The sequence below is a fragment of the Spirosoma koreense genome, from assembly GCF_054777875.1.
The window spans coordinates 508872-526186 of the sequence record NZ_BAAHAC010000022.1 but is presented as its reverse complement, the minus strand read 5'-3'; the positions used below and the strand labels follow the sequence as shown (position 1 = coordinate 526186).

The 17315-nt window shown below is 53.1% G+C and carries 10 protein-coding genes and 2 tRNA genes; 6 read left to right on the top strand and 6 right to left on the bottom strand.

Annotated elements, in window-relative coordinates; genetic code table 11:
- The first annotated feature begins 64 nt into the window (after positions 1-64).
- Both galU and ACYVC2_RS15605 read left to right on the top strand, forming a co-directional pair.
- Entirely contained in the window at positions 65-931 is an 867-nt protein-coding gene (gene galU, locus ACYVC2_RS15610; protein ID WP_461103375.1) for a UTP--glucose-1-phosphate uridylyltransferase GalU, read from the top strand.
- 38 nt (positions 932-969) lie between these two features.
- The gene (locus tag ACYVC2_RS15605) at positions 970-2484 is read left to right on the top strand and encodes a sulfatase family protein (protein ID WP_461103374.1); all 1515 of its coding nucleotides are present in this window, start codon (positions 970-972) and stop codon (positions 2482-2484) included.
- A gap of 30 nt (positions 2485-2514) precedes the next feature.
- Here ACYVC2_RS15605 and ACYVC2_RS15600 read toward each other — a convergent pair whose 3' ends face one another.
- From ACYVC2_RS15600 to ACYVC2_RS15585, 4 genes are all read right to left on the bottom strand, one after another.
- On the bottom strand, positions 2515-4770 hold the full coding sequence (locus ACYVC2_RS15600) for a sialate O-acetylesterase (RefSeq protein WP_461103373.1): 2256 nt from the start codon (positions 4768-4770) through the stop codon (positions 2515-2517).
- 117 nt (positions 4771-4887) lie between these two features.
- Entirely contained in the window at positions 4888-6657 is a 1770-nt protein-coding gene (gene aspS / locus ACYVC2_RS15595) for an aspartate--tRNA ligase (RefSeq protein ID WP_461103372.1), read from the bottom strand.
- 202 nt (positions 6658-6859) lie between these two features.
- Positions 6860-8167 (bottom strand): Gfo/Idh/MocA family protein, encoded by a 1308-nt coding sequence (locus tag ACYVC2_RS15590; protein ID WP_461103371.1) that lies wholly within the window; start codon positions 8165-8167, stop codon positions 6860-6862.
- Positions 8168-8309: 142 nt separating this feature from the next.
- Positions 8310-9518 (bottom strand): dipeptidase, encoded by a 1209-nt coding sequence (locus ACYVC2_RS15585; RefSeq protein ID WP_461103370.1) that lies wholly within the window; start codon positions 9516-9518, stop codon positions 8310-8312.
- Positions 9519-9731: 213 nt separating this feature from the next.
- Here ACYVC2_RS15585 and ubiE point away from each other — a divergent pair, with 213 nt between their 5' ends.
- The 4 genes from ubiE (at position 9732) to ACYVC2_RS15565 (ending at position 11602) form a co-directional block, all read left to right on the top strand.
- Entirely contained in the window at positions 9732-10475 is a 744-nt protein-coding gene (ubiE, locus tag ACYVC2_RS15580; protein ID WP_461103369.1) for a bifunctional demethylmenaquinone methyltransferase/2-methoxy-6-polyprenyl-1,4-benzoquinol methylase UbiE, read from the top strand.
- On the top strand, positions 10418-11200 hold the full coding sequence (porT, locus tag ACYVC2_RS15575) for a type IX secretion/gliding motility protein PorT/SprT (RefSeq protein ID WP_461103368.1): 783 nt from the start codon (positions 10418-10420) through the stop codon (positions 11198-11200). The genes ubiE and porT overlap by 58 nt, the downstream gene beginning before the upstream one ends.
- A gap of 126 nt (positions 11201-11326) precedes the next feature.
- Positions 11327-11401 (top strand) — tRNA-Val (locus tag ACYVC2_RS15570).
- Between the two features lie 96 nt (positions 11402-11497).
- Positions 11498-11602, top strand: a tRNA-OTHER gene (locus ACYVC2_RS15565).
- A gap of 831 nt (positions 11603-12433) precedes the next feature.
- Here the strand turns inward: ACYVC2_RS15565 and ACYVC2_RS15560 are convergent.
- Positions 12434-13738 carry a sensor histidine kinase gene (locus ACYVC2_RS15560; RefSeq protein WP_461103367.1) on the bottom strand — a complete coding sequence of 435 codons (1305 nt, stop codon included), beginning with the start codon at positions 13736-13738 and terminating at the stop codon, positions 12434-12436.
- A 603-nt stretch (positions 13739-14341) separates the two neighbouring features.
- Positions 14342-16939, bottom strand: a complete 2598-nt coding sequence (locus ACYVC2_RS15555) for an FG-GAP-like repeat-containing protein (RefSeq protein ID WP_461103366.1) — start codon at positions 16937-16939, stop codon at positions 14342-14344.
- Between the last annotated feature and the right edge of the window lie 376 nt (positions 16940-17315).

Sequence of the window (17315 nt, the reverse complement as noted above, 5' to 3'; positions counted from 1 at the left end):
TTGTAGCATTCACCCTCTGCCCTTACCTCTATCCCCTCTGCCCTTTGCCCTCTGCCCCATACTCATGATCAAAAAAGCTGTTATTCCCGCTGCCGGTCTTGGAACCCGGTTTTTGCCAGCCACCAAGGCGCAACCCAAAGAAATGTTGCCCATTATCGATCGGCCCACGATCCAGTATGTCGTACAGGAAGCGGTCGATTCGGGCATCGAAGATATTCTCATCATCACCGGAAAGGGCAAGCGCGCCATCGAAGACCACTTCGACCGGAACTTCGAGCTGGAAACCCGGCTCGAGGAAAAAGAAGATCAACTGCTGCTGGACGAAATGCGCCGACTCTCGGAGATGGCCAACCTGCACTACGTTCGTCAGCGGGAGCTGAACGGCCTGGGCGACGCCATTCGCTACGCGCGTCATCATGTTGGGAATGAACCTTTTGCGGTGCTACTGGGCGACACTATCATGGATTCTGTCATTCCGGTGACGCAGCAACTGATCGATACCTACGCACAGTACGGTTGCTCGGTGATCGCGGTTGAAGAAGTGCCGCACGATAAAGTCAACCGTTACGGTATCGTGGGCGGAAAGTCGCTTGGCGACCGTATTCTGGAGCTGGACACGCTGGTCGAAAAACCCGCCATCGAAGCCGCTCCATCCAATCTGGCCATCGCCGGACGGTATGTCCTGACGCCCGAAATCTTTGCGATGCTGGAGCAGACGCCCGTTGGAAAAAACAACGAAATTCAGTTGACCGATGCCATGCTGTTGCTGCTCAAACGCGAGAATCTTTACGCCCATCGTATCGAAGGGAAGCGGCACGATATCGGCAACAAACTCGATTTTCTGAAAACGACCGTTGAATTTGCCCTCAAACGGCCCGAATTTGCCCAGAAATTCCGCGAATTTCTGGAAGAAACGGTTAGAAAAAAATAAGTCAGCCTGTCCGTAAAACGAGGCTGAATCGTCGAACCATGCACACACATTCTGCATTCAGCCTCGTTTTAGGTAGTTTTTTACTGAGCTTTTGGGCGCTGTTACCCTCGATCGAAGGTCCCGGCCTACGATCGACTCAGTCAACGCTGGTCCATACTGCAAAGCCTGTAGCCGACGCCCGCCCGAACATCGTGCTGATCGTGGCCGATGACCACGGGCGCGAAGCGGTGGGCTGTTACGGAAATCCGGCGGTCCGAACGCCCCATATCGATCAACTGGCGGCCGAGGGCACCCGTTTTACCAACGCATTCTGTACAACAGCCAGTTGCAGCCCCAGCCGCTCGGTCCTGTTGACGGGCCTGCACAACCACGCCAACGGCATGTATGGTTTGCAGCATCAGGAGCATCATTTCAGTTCGTTCGACACGGTGCGGTCGCTTCCGGTTTTATTGGCGCAGGCGGGTTACCGAACCGCCCGGATCGGCAAGTTTCACGTCGCGCCGGAACCGGTTTATCATTTTCAACAGGTACTCAGCGGTGGCACCGTCAACGATCCGGCTTCGATCGGACGGAGTCCGGTGGAAATGGCGCGGCTGTGTTATCCGTTCCTGAACGAAAAAGCAGACCGTCCGTTTTTTCTGTATTTCGCTACCGACGATCCACACCGCAGTAATTCGGTAGATCCCAATGGCTCGCCTGTTTTCGACGGATCGAAGCCTAACCTGTTTGGTAATCGCCCCGGTGGATATCCGCAGGTAGGCGACCATTTTTATCAGCCCCGCGACGTTCGGGTACCCGCCTACCTGCCCGACACCCGCGCCTGCCGGGCCGAACTGGCGCAGTACTACGAAGCCATCAGTCGGCTTGATCAGGGCGTAGGCCGACTGGTCGAGTACCTGAAAGAAACCGGCCAGTACGACAACACCCTGATCATTTACCTGTCGGACAACGGCGCTCCGTTTCCGGGGGCCAAAACGACCCTGTACGAACCCGGTATGCGGTTGCCCTGCATCATAAAGTTACCCAAACCTCTGAAGCATGGTTTTGTGCAGGACGCGATGATTTCCTGGGTCGACATAACGCCGACTCTGCTCGATTTTGCGGGCGTCGGTACGGCAGCCAGCCAGGGTCGGTCGTTCAAAAACCATATCGAACAAGCATCTATCACGGGCTGGGATGAGGTGTACGCATCCCATTCACTGCACGAAGTGACTATGTACTATCCGATGCGGGTGCTGCGCGAACGCCGGTATAAACTGATCTACAACATTGCCCATGCCCTGCCGTATCCTATGGCGCTCGATTTGTACAACTCCTTTACCTGGCAGGACATCCGGCGGAGCGGGCAGAAACGATACGGAAAACGCACGGTTACGGCTTTTCTGAACCGTCCGCGTTTTGAATTATACGACCTTCAGACCGACCCCGACGAGGTGCATAACCTGGCCGCTGACCCGCGTTACCACCCTACGCTGACTCGCATGCAGGCCAAACTAAAGCAGTTTCAGCAGCAGACAGGCGATCCCTGGCTGAGCAAATGGACGTTCGACTGATCGCCGGCCCGACCGGGCCGGCGCACTCGTCTAGTTCTGAAAATAATCTATTTTATTGGTTATCGTATTATTCTCAGCGTTTACTTCGCCCCCGCTGCCCGCCACGATGACCACGCTGACCGACAAAGCTCCTGTGGTCGTTCCGGCAGTCAATACTCCATTCAGCCCGAACGAAAGCTTACCTCCTCCCGCAATGACCTGATTGGTCGTAATGATGTAATAGGAGTTATTCCCGTTGCTATCCAACATCCAGGCGCTGTTTTGCACACTCCGGCCATTGATGCTGGTAGCCATGGGATTGAGACTTAGCTTGATTCGTGGGTCTTTGTTGACTTTTAACGTAATCAGTCCGTTCGTAGCGACCGAATTGACTTCGTATATCTCGCCCACCACCCCAAAGTTAGTTGTACCCGTCTGGGTAGAGGGTTGGGTATACATGATAGGGGTCAGATCGGGTGGCAGCGGAATTTCCTCCATCCGCAGAAAGAGCGTATTTCGATTAGGTAGTAAGTTGGCCTCACACCAGAACCCGGAACCGTTATCGCCTTTTCGGCGTACAGACAGGCGATAGCGCCCACTCTCGACCCCACCTGAACCGGGATAGGGCGGTGAATAGAACAGAAAGTAGTTGTAATCGGCAAAGTCGGAATAACCCGGCACCTGGCTGGCCGTTACGGCCGACTGCCAGCCCGAATTGTTGAAGCCTCCGCCGTCGATCCGCTCCAGCCGGAAATCGACCGGTACGTCCGACTGAGCCATCAGATAGAACCCGTGGCTGACAGCATCGTACGAATAACCAAGGCGCATCGTGCTCGCATCGGCAGTGCCCCCAGGCACGGGTGGCACAATGGCCACCGGATTGTTCGTCGCCGGAGCCGACGCATCGACGGCGAACGTTTCGCTGAGTGTACCCGTAACGACCGGATGAGTCGAGACCGTTCGGAAACGGTACTGGCCGCTGGGCAGGTTGGCGGGCAGAGTCAATGTCAGCGGATTTGCCGTTCCCGGCGATGAAGACGTGACCACGCTGTTGTCGGAAGCCCGGACGAGCTGCACCACGTAGTTATTGTCGGCTTCGTGCGCATCGTTGCGGAGAGAAGGTGCCTGAATCGTTTCGCCCGGCCGGCGTTTCGTCGGGAGGGTGTATCCGCTCGTAATCAGCGAGGCCGAATTGTTGGGTGTATAGGGCGTCGAGCGGGCAAAAAAGTCGTTGCTTAGCGCCTGGTCCCATTTTTCGGCGAACCGCACCAGCCCATTCCCGCCGAGATGCACATCGTCGCCCAGGCGGTTATCCGACCCCTGAAGGTCGTCGGTGGTAGGGCCGGCAAAGACGGCGTTAAGGCTGGCAATGAGCTGATTCTGGGCGGCAATGACATTCGAGTTGTACCGCCCCTGCGTATAGCTCACCCGCGAAACCACCCAGGGCAACTGATCGAAGCCCGTCTGCTGGCGTGTCTTCTGAATCACAGCCTGAATGTTGTTGAAATACGCGGACTGAGATGAATAAATATCGCCCTCGCCCTGGTGCCAGAGAATCGCACGCACACCGGTTCGGGCAATGTAATGCTGCAACACGACGCCAAGCCGACGGTAGGGAAACGGTTGATCATCGAGCACGACGTTGCCATCGGCCGATTGCTTCCACTGATCGCTGCCTGTAGCGGCCGTAGCCGCGCCCAGAAACAAAACCGGCACGTTGAGCCGGCTGACCAGTTTATCGCCCAGTCGGCCCCAGATGTAGGGTGGCTGGCTGGGGCCGGTGTTGGTTCCGTAGCTGACATGGCTGAAGGCCAGCGGAAGCAACTGTTCATCTAAACTAGCCTGACGAAAATCAATGCACGAGACCCGGTCGTCGGCCGCGCCGGGCTGCCGCTCGAAGCCACCTACCATATTCGATTGCCCAGCCAGCACAAAAACTTCGCCGATACCAACCCGGTTCACGTGGGCTTCATCGAGCAGGGTATTGCCTGAGCTCGACCGGACTACGAGTTGATACCAGCCCGCGGTTGCGGTTATCGTGCCCTGAAAAGCTTTCGATCCGGGCAAAAAAGAGAGCGTCGTCCAGTCGGTATCCTGACCTTGTCCGGCTGTCAATGATAGAAGCTGGGCCTGAATTGTCGTGGCGGAGGGCGATGCCATCCCCGTTATGAGGATGGTGGCCTGATTGGCGGAGTTTCGCTGGAAAACCATCCGGGAAACCGGACTGGTGATACTGATCTGTGCAAACGCAATAGTAGGTAACAGGCAGGTTAGAACCAGCCTTAGCCGGAGGCAAAAAAACGTCATGAAGAGAGTTGGAGAAAAGCGTAATAAAAAACGGCGTATAAATTTAAACCCAAAGTTTAAATTTATACGCCGTTTGTAAATAAAAATTAATTCTAATTTAACTTTTTATATATTCTATTAATTAATATATGTCTTTATTTTAAGTTCCTGCAATTGATTTTCGGAAATAATCGAGGGTGAATCGATCATGACGTCGCGGCCGGAATTATTTTTAGGAAACGCGATGAAATCCCGAATCGAATCGGCTCCGCCGAACAATGAACACAAGCGGTCGAACCCAAAAGCAATTCCACCGTGGGGCGGTGCACCGTACTCGAACGCATCCATCAGGAAACCGAACTGCGCTTTGGCTTCTTCATCCGAGAAGCCCAGAATACTGAACATCCGGGCTTGCAGGTCACGGTTGAAAATCCGGATCGACCCGCCCCCAACTTCGGTTCCGTTGATTACCATGTCGTACGCGTTGGCCCGCACTGCGCCCAGATCACTTTCGAGCAACGGAATATCCTCCGGTTTCGGCGACGTAAAGGGATGGTGCATGGCAAACCAGCGCTTTTCTTCTTCGCCGTATTCGAGCAATGGGAAATCGAGTACCCACAGCGAACTGAACACATTCGGGTCGCGCAGCCCCAGCCGACTCCCCATTTCCAGGCGGAGTTCGCTCAGTTGTTTGCGGGCTTTGGCCGCATCGCCCGACATAATCAGCATCAGATCACCGGGTTTCGCCATAAACTGAACCGCCCATTTTTTCAGATCCTCTTCCGAATAAAACTTATCGACCGACGATTTCAGGCTGCCATCTTCGTTATAACGAACGTAGATCAACCCTTTCGCACCGATCTGCGGGCGTTTGATCCACTCGGTCAGTTCATCGAGTTGTTTGCGCGTGTAGTGTGCGCAACCCGGTGCGTTGATGCCAACCACCAGTTCAGCCGAGTCGAACACGCCAAAGCCTTTTCCCGACGTCAGATCGACCGTATCGAAAGTACCTTTGAGTTCTACGAACTGCATATCGAAACGGGTGTCGGGTTTGTCGGAGCCGTAGAACCGCATCGCGTCGGCGTAGGTCATGCGCGGCACCCGGTCCAGGTCGATTCCCCTGACGGCTTTGAACAGATGCCGAACCAGCCCCTCGAACATGTTGAGAATATCTTCCTGCTCCACAAACGACATCTCGCAGTCGATCTGCGTAAATTCGGGTTGACGGTCGGCGCGCAGGTCTTCGTCGCGAAAACACTTGACAATCTGATAGTAACGGTCGAAACCCGATACCATCAGCAGTTGTTTGAAGGTCTGGGGCGACTGCGGCAGGGCGTAAAATTCGCCGGGGTTCATGCGGCTGGGCACCACAAAGTCACGGGCTCCTTCCGGCGTCGATTTAATCAGGACCGGTGTTTCGACCTCGATGAACTGCTGGCTATCCATATACAGCCGCGTTTGCTGAGCCATCCGATGCCGCAGTTCGAGGTTCCGGCGAACCGGATTCCGGCGCAGGTCGAGGTAGCGGTATTTCATGCGGAGGTCATCGCCCCCGTCGGTGCTGTCTTCGATCAGGAAGGGCGGCAGCTTGGCCGGGTTCAGTACCTCCAGCGCAGTTACCTTGATTTCAATATCGCCGGTCGGAATATTCGGATTTTTCGACTTTCGTTCGATGACGGTTCCGGTCGCTTTCAGAACGAATTCGCGCCCGAGCGAACGGGCAATCGTGAATAGTTCGGGGTCGGTCTGCCCGTCTTCGAGCAGGAGTTGGGTGATGCCGTAGCGGTCGCGGAGGTCGATCCAAAGTACCCCGCCTTTGTCGCGGATGGTCTGGACCCAGCCAGTTAAGGTAACGGTTTTTGATGCGTCGGTAAGGCGGAGTTCCCCGCAAGTGTGCGTTCGGAGCATTTTGAAAAAACGAAAGAGTGAAAAAGCGAAGGGCGAAAGGCTCATGGAGATGGATTGCCTTTCACGCATTCGCTCTTTAAATTCTGCCGCAAAGGTACAGACTTCGACTGCAACGGACAAAGTCCTTCCTGTACGAATCCGGGTATCACGGGTTTTAACCCGTTCTTAGAGTAACTCAGAGACGGGTTAAAACCCGTGATACCTACACCGGATACTGCCACTCACCCCGGTAGGCACGGCTCAGGAGCTTGTTGGCTTCGGGGTCGTTGGCAATCTGGGTGCCGTCCCATGCCACACTACGGCCGAGTTTCATCGACAGCATACCCAGCAGGGCCATGTTTGTGGACCGATGCCCGATTTCGATATCGCAGACGGGCAGCTTGTTTGTTTTGATGCTGTCCAGGAAATTGGTCCAGAGCTGGGCAATATTCTGATCGTCGGGCTTGTTCAGTTGTGCATCCTGGTGGATCGTGGGCTTTTTCGGATCGGACGGATAGAAAGTCCAGCCGTCGAGCCAGCCCATGTGAAAGGTACCTTCAGTTCCGTAGAAATAAACGCCCACAGCCTGCTGCGGATGGGTTTTCTCAGCGTTATTACCAGCAAAGTTACGCTGCTCCCAGATGGCCGTAAAATTTTCGAACTCATACGTAGCCACCTGATGATCAGGCGCATCGGTGCTATCTCGCCGAATCGGGCGGCCGCCGGTAGAGTACACTTTACGCGGGTGTTTTTCCTCGGTCCACCACAGAATCTGATCCAGCCAGTGAATACCCCAGTCGCCGAGGGTCCCGTTGGCATAATCCAGGAAATTACGCCAGCCACGGGGGTGCATGGCCGGGTTGTAGGCCCGTAGCGGAGCCGGTCCGCACCACATATTCCAATCCATTTCTTTGGGTGGTTCGCCGTCGGGTGTCGGTTGCCCGGCCCCACCGCCGTAGTACACAAACGCCCGCGCCATTCCGATCTTTCCCGCTTTCCCCGATTTCAGAAACTCCATACCCGACACATTGTGGGGCGACACGCGCCGGTGCATCCCAACCTGACAGATACGCCCTGTTTGCCGGGCTGTTTTTACCATCGCTTTTCCTTCGTTGATCGTGTGCGAGATGGGTTTCTCCACATACACGTGCGCGCCAGCCTTCATAGCAGCAATGGCCGCGAGCGGATGCCAGTGGTCGGGCGTTGCGACGATAACGATCTCCGGCTTTTCGGCATTCAGCATTTCCCGGTAATCGCGGTATAGTTTGGGTTTATCCGACGTCAGTTTATTCAGTTCCTCGCTGGTCTTCTGGAGTTGCCGGCTGTCGACATCGCACAGGGCGACGATTTTCGATTCACCGGCCTGTACGGCACACCGCAGGATATTGTTACCCCACCAGCCCGCGCCAATCAGCGCTGTGCGATACTTTTGAGCCGGTTGTCGGGTAATGAAGGCGCGAACCTGAACGGGATCGGTGATAAGGCTGGCACCCGCGAGCGCAGAGGTTTTCAGAAAGTCAGAACGATTCATTGAGAAAAGCGGAATGTATGGGAGTAAAAGCGTCATACAGCCCTTTTTTACCGCAATGAGATTCAACACAGAGGCACGGACAACATCGAGAATCTAACTTTTCTCGGTGTTGTCCGTGCCTCTGTGTTAAAGTAAATCAAATTCAGTTCGCCACTTTAGCCTGGCCCAGCACGCGCAACAGATTGCCACCCCATATTTTGGCGATATCGGCTTCTGAGTACTTCCGGCGAACCAGTTCGGTTGTCAGGTTTTCGATCTGGCTGACATCTTCGAGCCCGTTGACGCCCCCGCCCCCGTCGAAATCGGAGCCAATACCCACGTGGTCGATACCCACCAGCTTCACGATATGGTCGATGTGGTCGGCAATATCCGACAGACTGGCGCGCTCCGATGCGTAGCGTTTGGCAACCGAATCGCTCATGGCATTCAGGCGGGCCTGCATCTCGGCCGAAGCTACTTTACCCACCTGCGCCATCCGGATTTTGGTTTTGGCCGCCCGATGAGCATCCGATGGTTTTTTGAGGTAATCACTTACAAAGTTTACCTGCACCACCCCACCCTTAGCCGCAATGGCCCGAATCATGTCGTCGGTCATATTACGCGGAAAATCACACAGCGCCCGGCAGTTGGAGTGCGAGGCAATGACGGGGGCTTTCGATAGGGCCAGCGCATCGTAGAAAGTACTGTCGGCCACGTGCGACACATCGATCAGGATACCGAGCCGGTTCATTTCGGGTACTACTTTCTTGCCGAAATCGCTCAGACCGCCGTACATCGGCCCATCGGGGTCGGTCGATGAGTCGCCGATCAGGTTATTGGCGAAGTGAGTGAGGGTCATGTAGCGGCATCCCAGATCGTAATACGTTTTCAGCATGGCCAGATCGCTGCCGACCGGGTAGCCGTTTTCCATACCGATAAAAATGGCGCGTTTTCCGGCTTTTTTGATCCGATAGGCATCCGCCGGAGAGGTGGCCAGTTCGGCCATATCCGGATATTTTTTGAGCGCTTTATGAATCAGATCGAATTGATTCAGCGCGTTTCGTTTGGCTTCGGCATGACCCGAATCGGTGCGGGGGCCCTGCGAGGTATACACGGCAAAAAACATGGCATCCATGCCGCCCTGCTTCATCCGCGGAAAATCGATCTGCGACTCATCCCGTTTGGTATCGTGCACGAGACCCACATCGAAGCCCGGTTTCTGCATCATGATGGGCGCATCGGCGTGGGTATCGAGTGTCAGTACCCGCTGGTGAATTTTATGCGCTTTTTTGGCGATCGGGTCATCATCACCGGGCAGCAGCGTTAGCAGCGAACTCAAACCGAGCAGGGCCGGAAGAACAAGAGGAAGCATACGTAGATCGGGTTGTATAAAGAATTTGACAATGTGTCGAATCTACGGATTGCCGCCTGAAATGACAAACTTTCGGTGAAAGCCTGCGGTTAGGGTATTACCTTTGCAGTCTCAATGAGTGAATGCGAGAATGAGTGAATTCCTGAGTAAACCAACTGCAGCGAAAATCCCTCATTCTCGCATTCAATCATTCTCTCATTCAATTCGTACGCCATGGCCGTTGTTCCTTATAAAGATAAAGATACCTCCAAGCGCGAGCAGGTTGCCGAGATGTTCGACAACATTTCGCCGAAGTACGACCTGCTGAACCACGTGCTGAGCGGTGGCATCGATATTCTTTGGCGCAAGCGGGCTATTCGTGAACTACGGTCGAGCAAATCGCCCGCTTTTCAGCCAAAAACCGTGCTGGACATTGCCACCGGAACCGGCGATTTTGCCCTGGAGGCCCTGGCCCTGAAGCCCGAAAAAATCGTCGGTGTCGATATTTCGGAAGGGATGCTGGCTATCGGACGCGAGAAAATGCGAAAGCGGGGCGTCGATCAGATTATCGAAATGCGGACGGGTGATTCAGAAGGTTTACCGTTTACAGACAATGAATTCGATGCTGTCATCGTTTCGTTTGGTGTACGCAACTTCGAGAATCTGCTGAAAGGCCTGACCGACATGTACCGCGTTACGCGCCCTGGTGGCGTGTGTGTGGTGCTGGAATTCTCGAATCCACGTCAGTTTCCGTTTAAACAACTATACGGTTTTTACTCCCGCACTATCCTGCCGCTGATTGGGCGCGTGGTGAGCAAGGACTCGTCGGCTTATACTTACCTGCCCGAATCGGTGCAGGCTTTCCCCGACGGTCCGGACTTTCTGCGCATCTACGAAACGGCCGGGTTTACCAACACCAAATGGATACCGCTTACCTTCGGCATCGCGTCAATTTACATCGGACACAAGCGGGCGTAGCCTCAACGGGTTATGTGCTGAGTTCTACCTTACGGTTCGGGATGGCTATCCTGATGGGGCTTTGGCTGCATGGGCAGACGCAGGCGCAGTCGTCGTACAAATACGTTCGAAAGCACCTCGAACGCTACGACGATAAAACCATTCACTACGGTTTTTTCTTTGCCGCGCCCATATCGCGCTTCAGCGTAACGCACAGCCCGGCGTTTCTAACAGCCGACTCGGCTTATCGGATTTATTCGCCCAACAAGCCAAATTTTCGGGTAGGGTTTGTTATCAACGCTTTTCTGAACGACCGGTTCGATTTTCGGCTGACGCCTTCGGTTTCGTTGCTGAGTCGTGAAGTGCAGTACGATTATCCGGGAGGGTCATCGCGAACGGAGATTCGGGAGTCCACCTGGCTCGATTTTCCGATGCTCTTCAAGTATAAATCCGAACGGCGCAACAACAGCCGCATGTATCTTCTGGCGGGTGGAACCTTCAGTTTTGAAACGAACGTGCGCAAAAAAGAAAATGTAGGACAAAGCCGGCTCAGCACAGGGACGACTGATTTCGCTATTGAGTACGGAATTGGCTTCGAGCAGTTTTTCGAGTTTTTCAAGTTCGCGCCCGAATTACGTTTCTCACACGGACTGGTTAACCTCTATCAACCGGGCACCAACGCAGCCAGCGTCGGGATTCGTAAGCTAACGACGCATTCGGTCACGCTGTACCTGAATTTCGAGTAGTCTGGTGTACTGCTGGCTATCAGACACTTGCAAAAAACTTCATTTTTTTTCGCCTGTAGACTTGCGTAGAGCCGTTTTAGCCGTTTATATTTGCACTCCCAAACGCTACGGCAGGCGGGCGACCAAGGGAGTTTAGCTCAGCTGGTTCAGAGCATCTGCCTTACAAGCAGAGGGTCGGCGGTTCGAACCCGTCAACTCCCACCCTACAAAAAAGGCACTTACAATGTAAAAATTGTAAGTGCCTTTTTCATTTGATATACAACCTGACGCTAAAGAGAAATGGCCAGGGTTGTCATTGACTCCGTAGCTCAGTTGGTAGAGCAGATGACCGCCCGGGTGGCCCCGTCTTAATCAGCGGGTCGACAACGGTCCGCCGTGGCGGTTCGAACCTGTCCGGGGTCACATTAGTTAAAAGCACCTACAGATATAGGTTCTTTTTTAATTATTCAGAGGAGTTTTATATCTGATTGTCTTAAATTGGCCTATTACAGAAAGAAAAAAAGTATTTGTTTCAGCCACCGCTTTCATCACTTTTACCACGCATCAAGCTTTTGTGCGTGAATCATTATCAGGATTAATTTGGGTTAATTCTCGCAGACCTTGTACTTAGCGACTGTACATTGCAGCCTTATTGAGCATATACCTGATGAGTTATTTATCTACTATCCTTACTGTTCTTGCCAGCATCCTAATCCTGTATGGTAGCCTCTGCTTCTTAGCTCATTACCTGGATTTCGGCTATAAATTCATCAGTGGGCAGTGGTTGCATGAAGACCTGTACCTAATCAAACGAATACGGTCAGGTCTCTTTCATCAAATACTGATTGGCATCATTCTAACTATTGTCATCTATGGCGGCTTAAGTCAAATACTGGCCTTTATCCCTCAGGATTGGGGTCGCATGGATGAAGCGGGTAAGCTTCATCCCTACCGGACCTCAATAACCATTATTCTGTCATTGTTTTTTGCCAGTATAACCATGTATGGTTTTCACATAGCCGACGCTCATTTAAAAGATCGGGGTAAGTAACAGGCTCAAAACAAGGGGGCCACGACTTACTGTCGAACGTACCGGAGAGTTGCAGCAGGTGATTGAAGCCAGCGTGGATAGGGCTATGCTCTGATTATGCAATGCCAAATTACTTCGATAGTTGCGAGGCCTAATTGTTGACCGTTGTACAAGTATAGAAAATGCCGGGATCGTTTGAGCCGGGCGTATTTTATGGTTGGGGCTTAGATTATTGATTCCGTAGGGGATTCGTAGCTAAACCGAATAGGGAACACAAAGCGGAAGGAGGTGCCCTGACCTTGAGCGGTTTCTATTTCCAGCCTGGCCTTCAGTAGTTGACTGAACTCGCTGACAATCGTCAGTCCAATCCCTTCCCCCGAACGGGGCTCAACGATGGGTTGACTCAACGCTGAAGAAACCACTCGTTGAGCCCGAACTCTTTTATCGGAAGGAGCCAGTTGATGCCCCTCAGGCTCTGTTCCAGCGGTAACAACGCCTTGGAAGTGGCTCACAATGTGACGGGGTAAGCCCGGCCCTGAATCTTGAATACTCAGCAGCCAGTGATCGCCTTGCTGTTGGGCCCAGGAAATCTTGACAAACCCAGTGGCCGTATACTTTAAGGCATTGAGCAACAGGTTCTGAACAATGCGCTGGAGTTTGACCCCATCGGTTTCTACGGGTAAGGTCTCAGGTCCATCGGTCTGGACAACTAAGCCTTTCTGATGGGCTAGTGGCTGCACACTGCTGGTAATCGCTCGCAACAGCGGGGCCGCATCCAGGGGTTGAATCTGGCGTGATTCCTGACCCGCTTCGAGTCGGGACAAGTCCATCAGATTGGCCAGCATGGCCTGGACACTGGTTAGATTACGGCTTAGCATGGCCAGATAATCCGTCCGTTCGGGCTCACTTAGCCCCTCGAGTTGCAGTAGATCAGCAGCTCCGCTAATGATATCAAAACCACCCCGTAAATCATGCATCGAGCTGCGTAGTCGATCATTCTGTTCTTGTAATTGAGCATTCAGCTGATCGAGCGCTTTTTGTAGAATAGCGGCCCGGGTAGTGGCTTCTACCCGTTGCAGCTCATCATAGACTTGAATACTACCGTCGATGATTTCGCTCATGATCTGGGTCATGTGCTGCTGGACGGCCCAAAACAGGCTTGGATCTGTCTGCGGGAACAAGGCCTGAAAGTGCGGCAGTTCGTTGTAAAGCGCCTGGGTCAGGTGGTTTAGCTCCCGCACCGTTTCGCTGATCAGGTGGGCTTTATGACGCCGTTGCAAACCATGATCAAGGGCTAGTTGAGCCAGGCTTTCCTGATCGGGTTGCCCGGCTAGTCGTTGCTGTAGTATAGTTAAGGCTTTAGGAATTGAATTGTTAAATTCTTTCCTAGCCAGACCAGCGACGTTATGGAGGGAGGGGTCCTGGTCACAGCGAATACGCCAGTTTTTTAAGATGTTTTCTTGTTGGGTAGCCAGGAAAGAGACGAGTTCGGTCAGAGACGAGGTCGAGTCCGAAAAAGACGGTTTCATAGAAGACAGCTATGCCAAAATATATACCTATAGGGTCATGTTTACTTGTTCAGTAAACCACACAGAACAAAGAAAGTTGGCCATTGGCTAGGGTTGAATTGTAAATTATTCATAGTGTCTAAGTTATGAATTAACCATTTTCATTTAAGTGTATCGACAAAAAAGCTCTAGCCCGGTCGCTGGTTGATCAGTTAAAAGCAAAGCCCAGTCGGCAGGTCATTGAGCAGCTAAAGCAGATCCTAACCAATGCGTATGACAGCCTGCCTGCACAGATGGTGTAGAAAATATGAAGTTGTTTTTCTGCCTGCATTGCCTACACTTCCTACATGCTAGCTAATGCGTACAATTAATAGGATAGACAAGAGCGCAACGAATTACAGCTAGATAGCATCACACCGCATCAGCGAACGGCTTAGCGGCTGGCCGTGTTAATTTCTTAGCCGTGATGGATGTTAAGCCACCTATTGTTTACTAGATAAGTCGACCCCTATTAAAGTGGGAAAGCGATGCCGAGTTAGCCTCAGCACCGCTTTGTCCCATTCAGGTTTCAGGTTTAATGTTGTTAGCGGCTAAAAAAGCATGATATATCTTATCTAGGCATCGTTACTGTTGAAAATACTCGATCTTGTCGGCATCGGTGTTGTTCGCCAGATTGTCCTCCCCACCCCCTGCCACTGTGGCGCTCAGACTGATCATCCCATCTGTACCAGTTGGGGTCAGCACCCCCGTCAGGCCAACCGAGCGGATAGCACCCGCCACCAGGGGCTCGGTGGTGCTCAGCTGGTAGTAGCCCGGCTGCGTGGCATCGAAGCTCCAGGCGCTGTTCTGCACCGACCGACCGCCCACGCTCGTTAGGCTGTTATCAAAGGAGAGCGTCACTTTGGCATCTTTGGTGATACGCACGGTTAGGGGTGCTGTGGTTGGGGCGATGTTGATCTCAAACACATCCACCACCAGACTCAGAGCAGTTGTTCCATCGACTTGTAGGGTGCGGGCGTAGACCACCGGGGTCAGATCGGTCGGTAACCCCAATTCATAAGCCCCCATATCGATGGTGCCGTTCTGAATCCGCACATTGCCGGCCAGATCGGTAGGGGGGCCACCCGCTGCGGTGTAGCTCTGACTGTTGCCCGCGTTGATGGCCGGGGAGCCGGGCACAAGTTGCAGGTCGGTGGTACTGACAAAGGGGGAGGTGGTGGTCGTCAGGTTGCCCGGTCCGCTGGTGTAGCCCGTCACGCTGGACTCAAACAGGCTGTAGCTGGCCTGCACAGTTCCACCTACGATCGTGTTGGCTCCCCCATTGCCAAAGAACACACAGTTGATTAGTACAGGGTTGCCGTTATTGGCTATCCCCCCGCCACTAGTAGCTGAGTTGTTCGAAAACGAACAGTTGATCAACAGGGGACTACTATTTAATCTATTGCATATTCCTCCACCCAACTTGGCTGAATTATTGACAAATGAGCAGTTGATCAGTACCGGATTGCTACTATCATTGAGTATCCCCCCGCCTGCGTTTCCATTCGAATTATTGACAAATGAGCAGTTGATCAGTACCGGATTACTAACACCATTAGCCATCCCCGCGCCTTGGCCAGCCCTATTGCTACCAACGTTATTGATAAACAAGCAGTTAATCAGCGTCGGACTGCTATTACTATTAAACATCCCCCCGCCGGATGATAAGCCGCCAGCAGCATTGACTGCATTGGGGTCACCACCGGACGTAATGACAAAGCCATCCAGGAGGGCCGTGCTGGTTAGCCCCCCAAGGTTATTGACGACATGGTAGCTGTTATCGGTGTTGACGCCTGGTGTTCCAATATCGCCACTGAGTACGGTGGTGAAACTGTCGGGAGCCCGCTGAGCCAGACCCGGATCGCCCGTGGGGGCAAATCCCCCGTAGATGCCCACCCCGTTCTTCATGCTAAAGCTGATATTACGATTTGTAGTGCTGGTGGGTTTGTAGGTACCCTGTGCTACCCAGACCTGCTGGACGCCCTCGGCGTTGATCATGGCCTGCAAATCCCCCGAAGCCGTCGCCCAGCTACTACCATCGCCACTGCCCCCCTCCCGCACGTAGCGAATGGGCTGGGCAACCACCTGCTGGTTGAGCAGCACTGATACATTGTTACTGTTGGCATTAGCCGTTACAATATCGGGTTTACCGTCCCCGTTGACATCCCCCACCGACACCCATCGGGGGTTACTGCCCACGGTAAATGGCGTCTGAGGTCCGAAACCACCTGTGCCATCGCCTAACAGCACCGACACCGTGGTGCCATAGGCATCGGCCGTGATCAGGTCGGGTTTACCATCCAGATTGACATCTCCTACGGTTAGCATTAAAGGAGAACCGCTTGCTGTGAAGTTAGTCGGTGGACCAAAACTCCCCGCACCCTCCCCTAGCAGCACCGACACTATGGCGCCATTAAAGGCGTTATTGCCTGCAATCAAGTCGGGTTTGCCATCTAGGTTGACATCCGCTATTACTAGCATCTGGGGAAATATTCCCGTAGGAAAGCTGGTCGGTGCCGCGAAGCTGCCCGTGCCATCGCCCAATAACACCGATACCGTGTTGTTATTGATACTAGTGCAAATCAGGTCGGGTTTGCCATCGTCATTCACGTCCCCCACCGCCAACGATACAGGATTAGAGGCTAGGGAAATGGGAGTCGGAGGACCAAAACTTCCCGCGCCATCCCCTAACAGCAACGACCCATTGTTGCCGCCAGAATTAGCCGTGACGATATCGAGTTTGCCATCCAGGTTGACATCCGCTATCACCATCGATCGGGGATATATCCCCGCCGGAAAGCTGGTCGGTGCCGCGAAGCTGCCCGTGCCATCGCCCAATAACACCGATATATTATTAATAGAGTTGTTAGCATTAACCGTGATAATATCGGGTCTGCCATCCAGATTGACATCCGCTATCACCATCCCTACGAGCTCATCGCCCACATTAAAGGTGGTCTGTGGCCCAAAACTGCCCGTGCCGGTGCCGAGTAACACCGACACATTCCGATCAGGGTTACTGTAGGCAATCAGATCGGGTTTGCCATCCAGATTGACATCCGATACCATCACCCCTGTGGGGAAGAAACCTACGGGGTAGTTAGTCGCGGGTCCAAAACTTTGTCCCCAACTACTGCTGGAAGTCAGCAGGCAGAGCCCGCTTAGGATGCACCCGATTGCCATATAGTGAAACAAGATGAAGGCGGCTTTAGTCTGGCCAACAGGAGATGAAAGAGACTTGTGGCACAATACAGGGGAGTCCTGGCCGGTAGACGGTAGAGGTGTTGACATAAAAAGCAGTTAGAAAAGAGAAGTAACGTTTACGAGCCAATATTAACTCATATTGGCTATAATATGAGTACTTACGCAAGGGAAAGCTACTTGGATGATTCGTTTTGTTACTTATGAAAACAAAAAGTAGTTTACTTATTCATTCTGCATAAAAGCAGACATTAAAAAAGCCCCGACAAATGCCGGGGCTTATGTACTTAACTTGCACTCGAACCTTCGATCAGGGTTGTTCCACGATCATCCGCTAACCTTATAGCCACAGAACAGG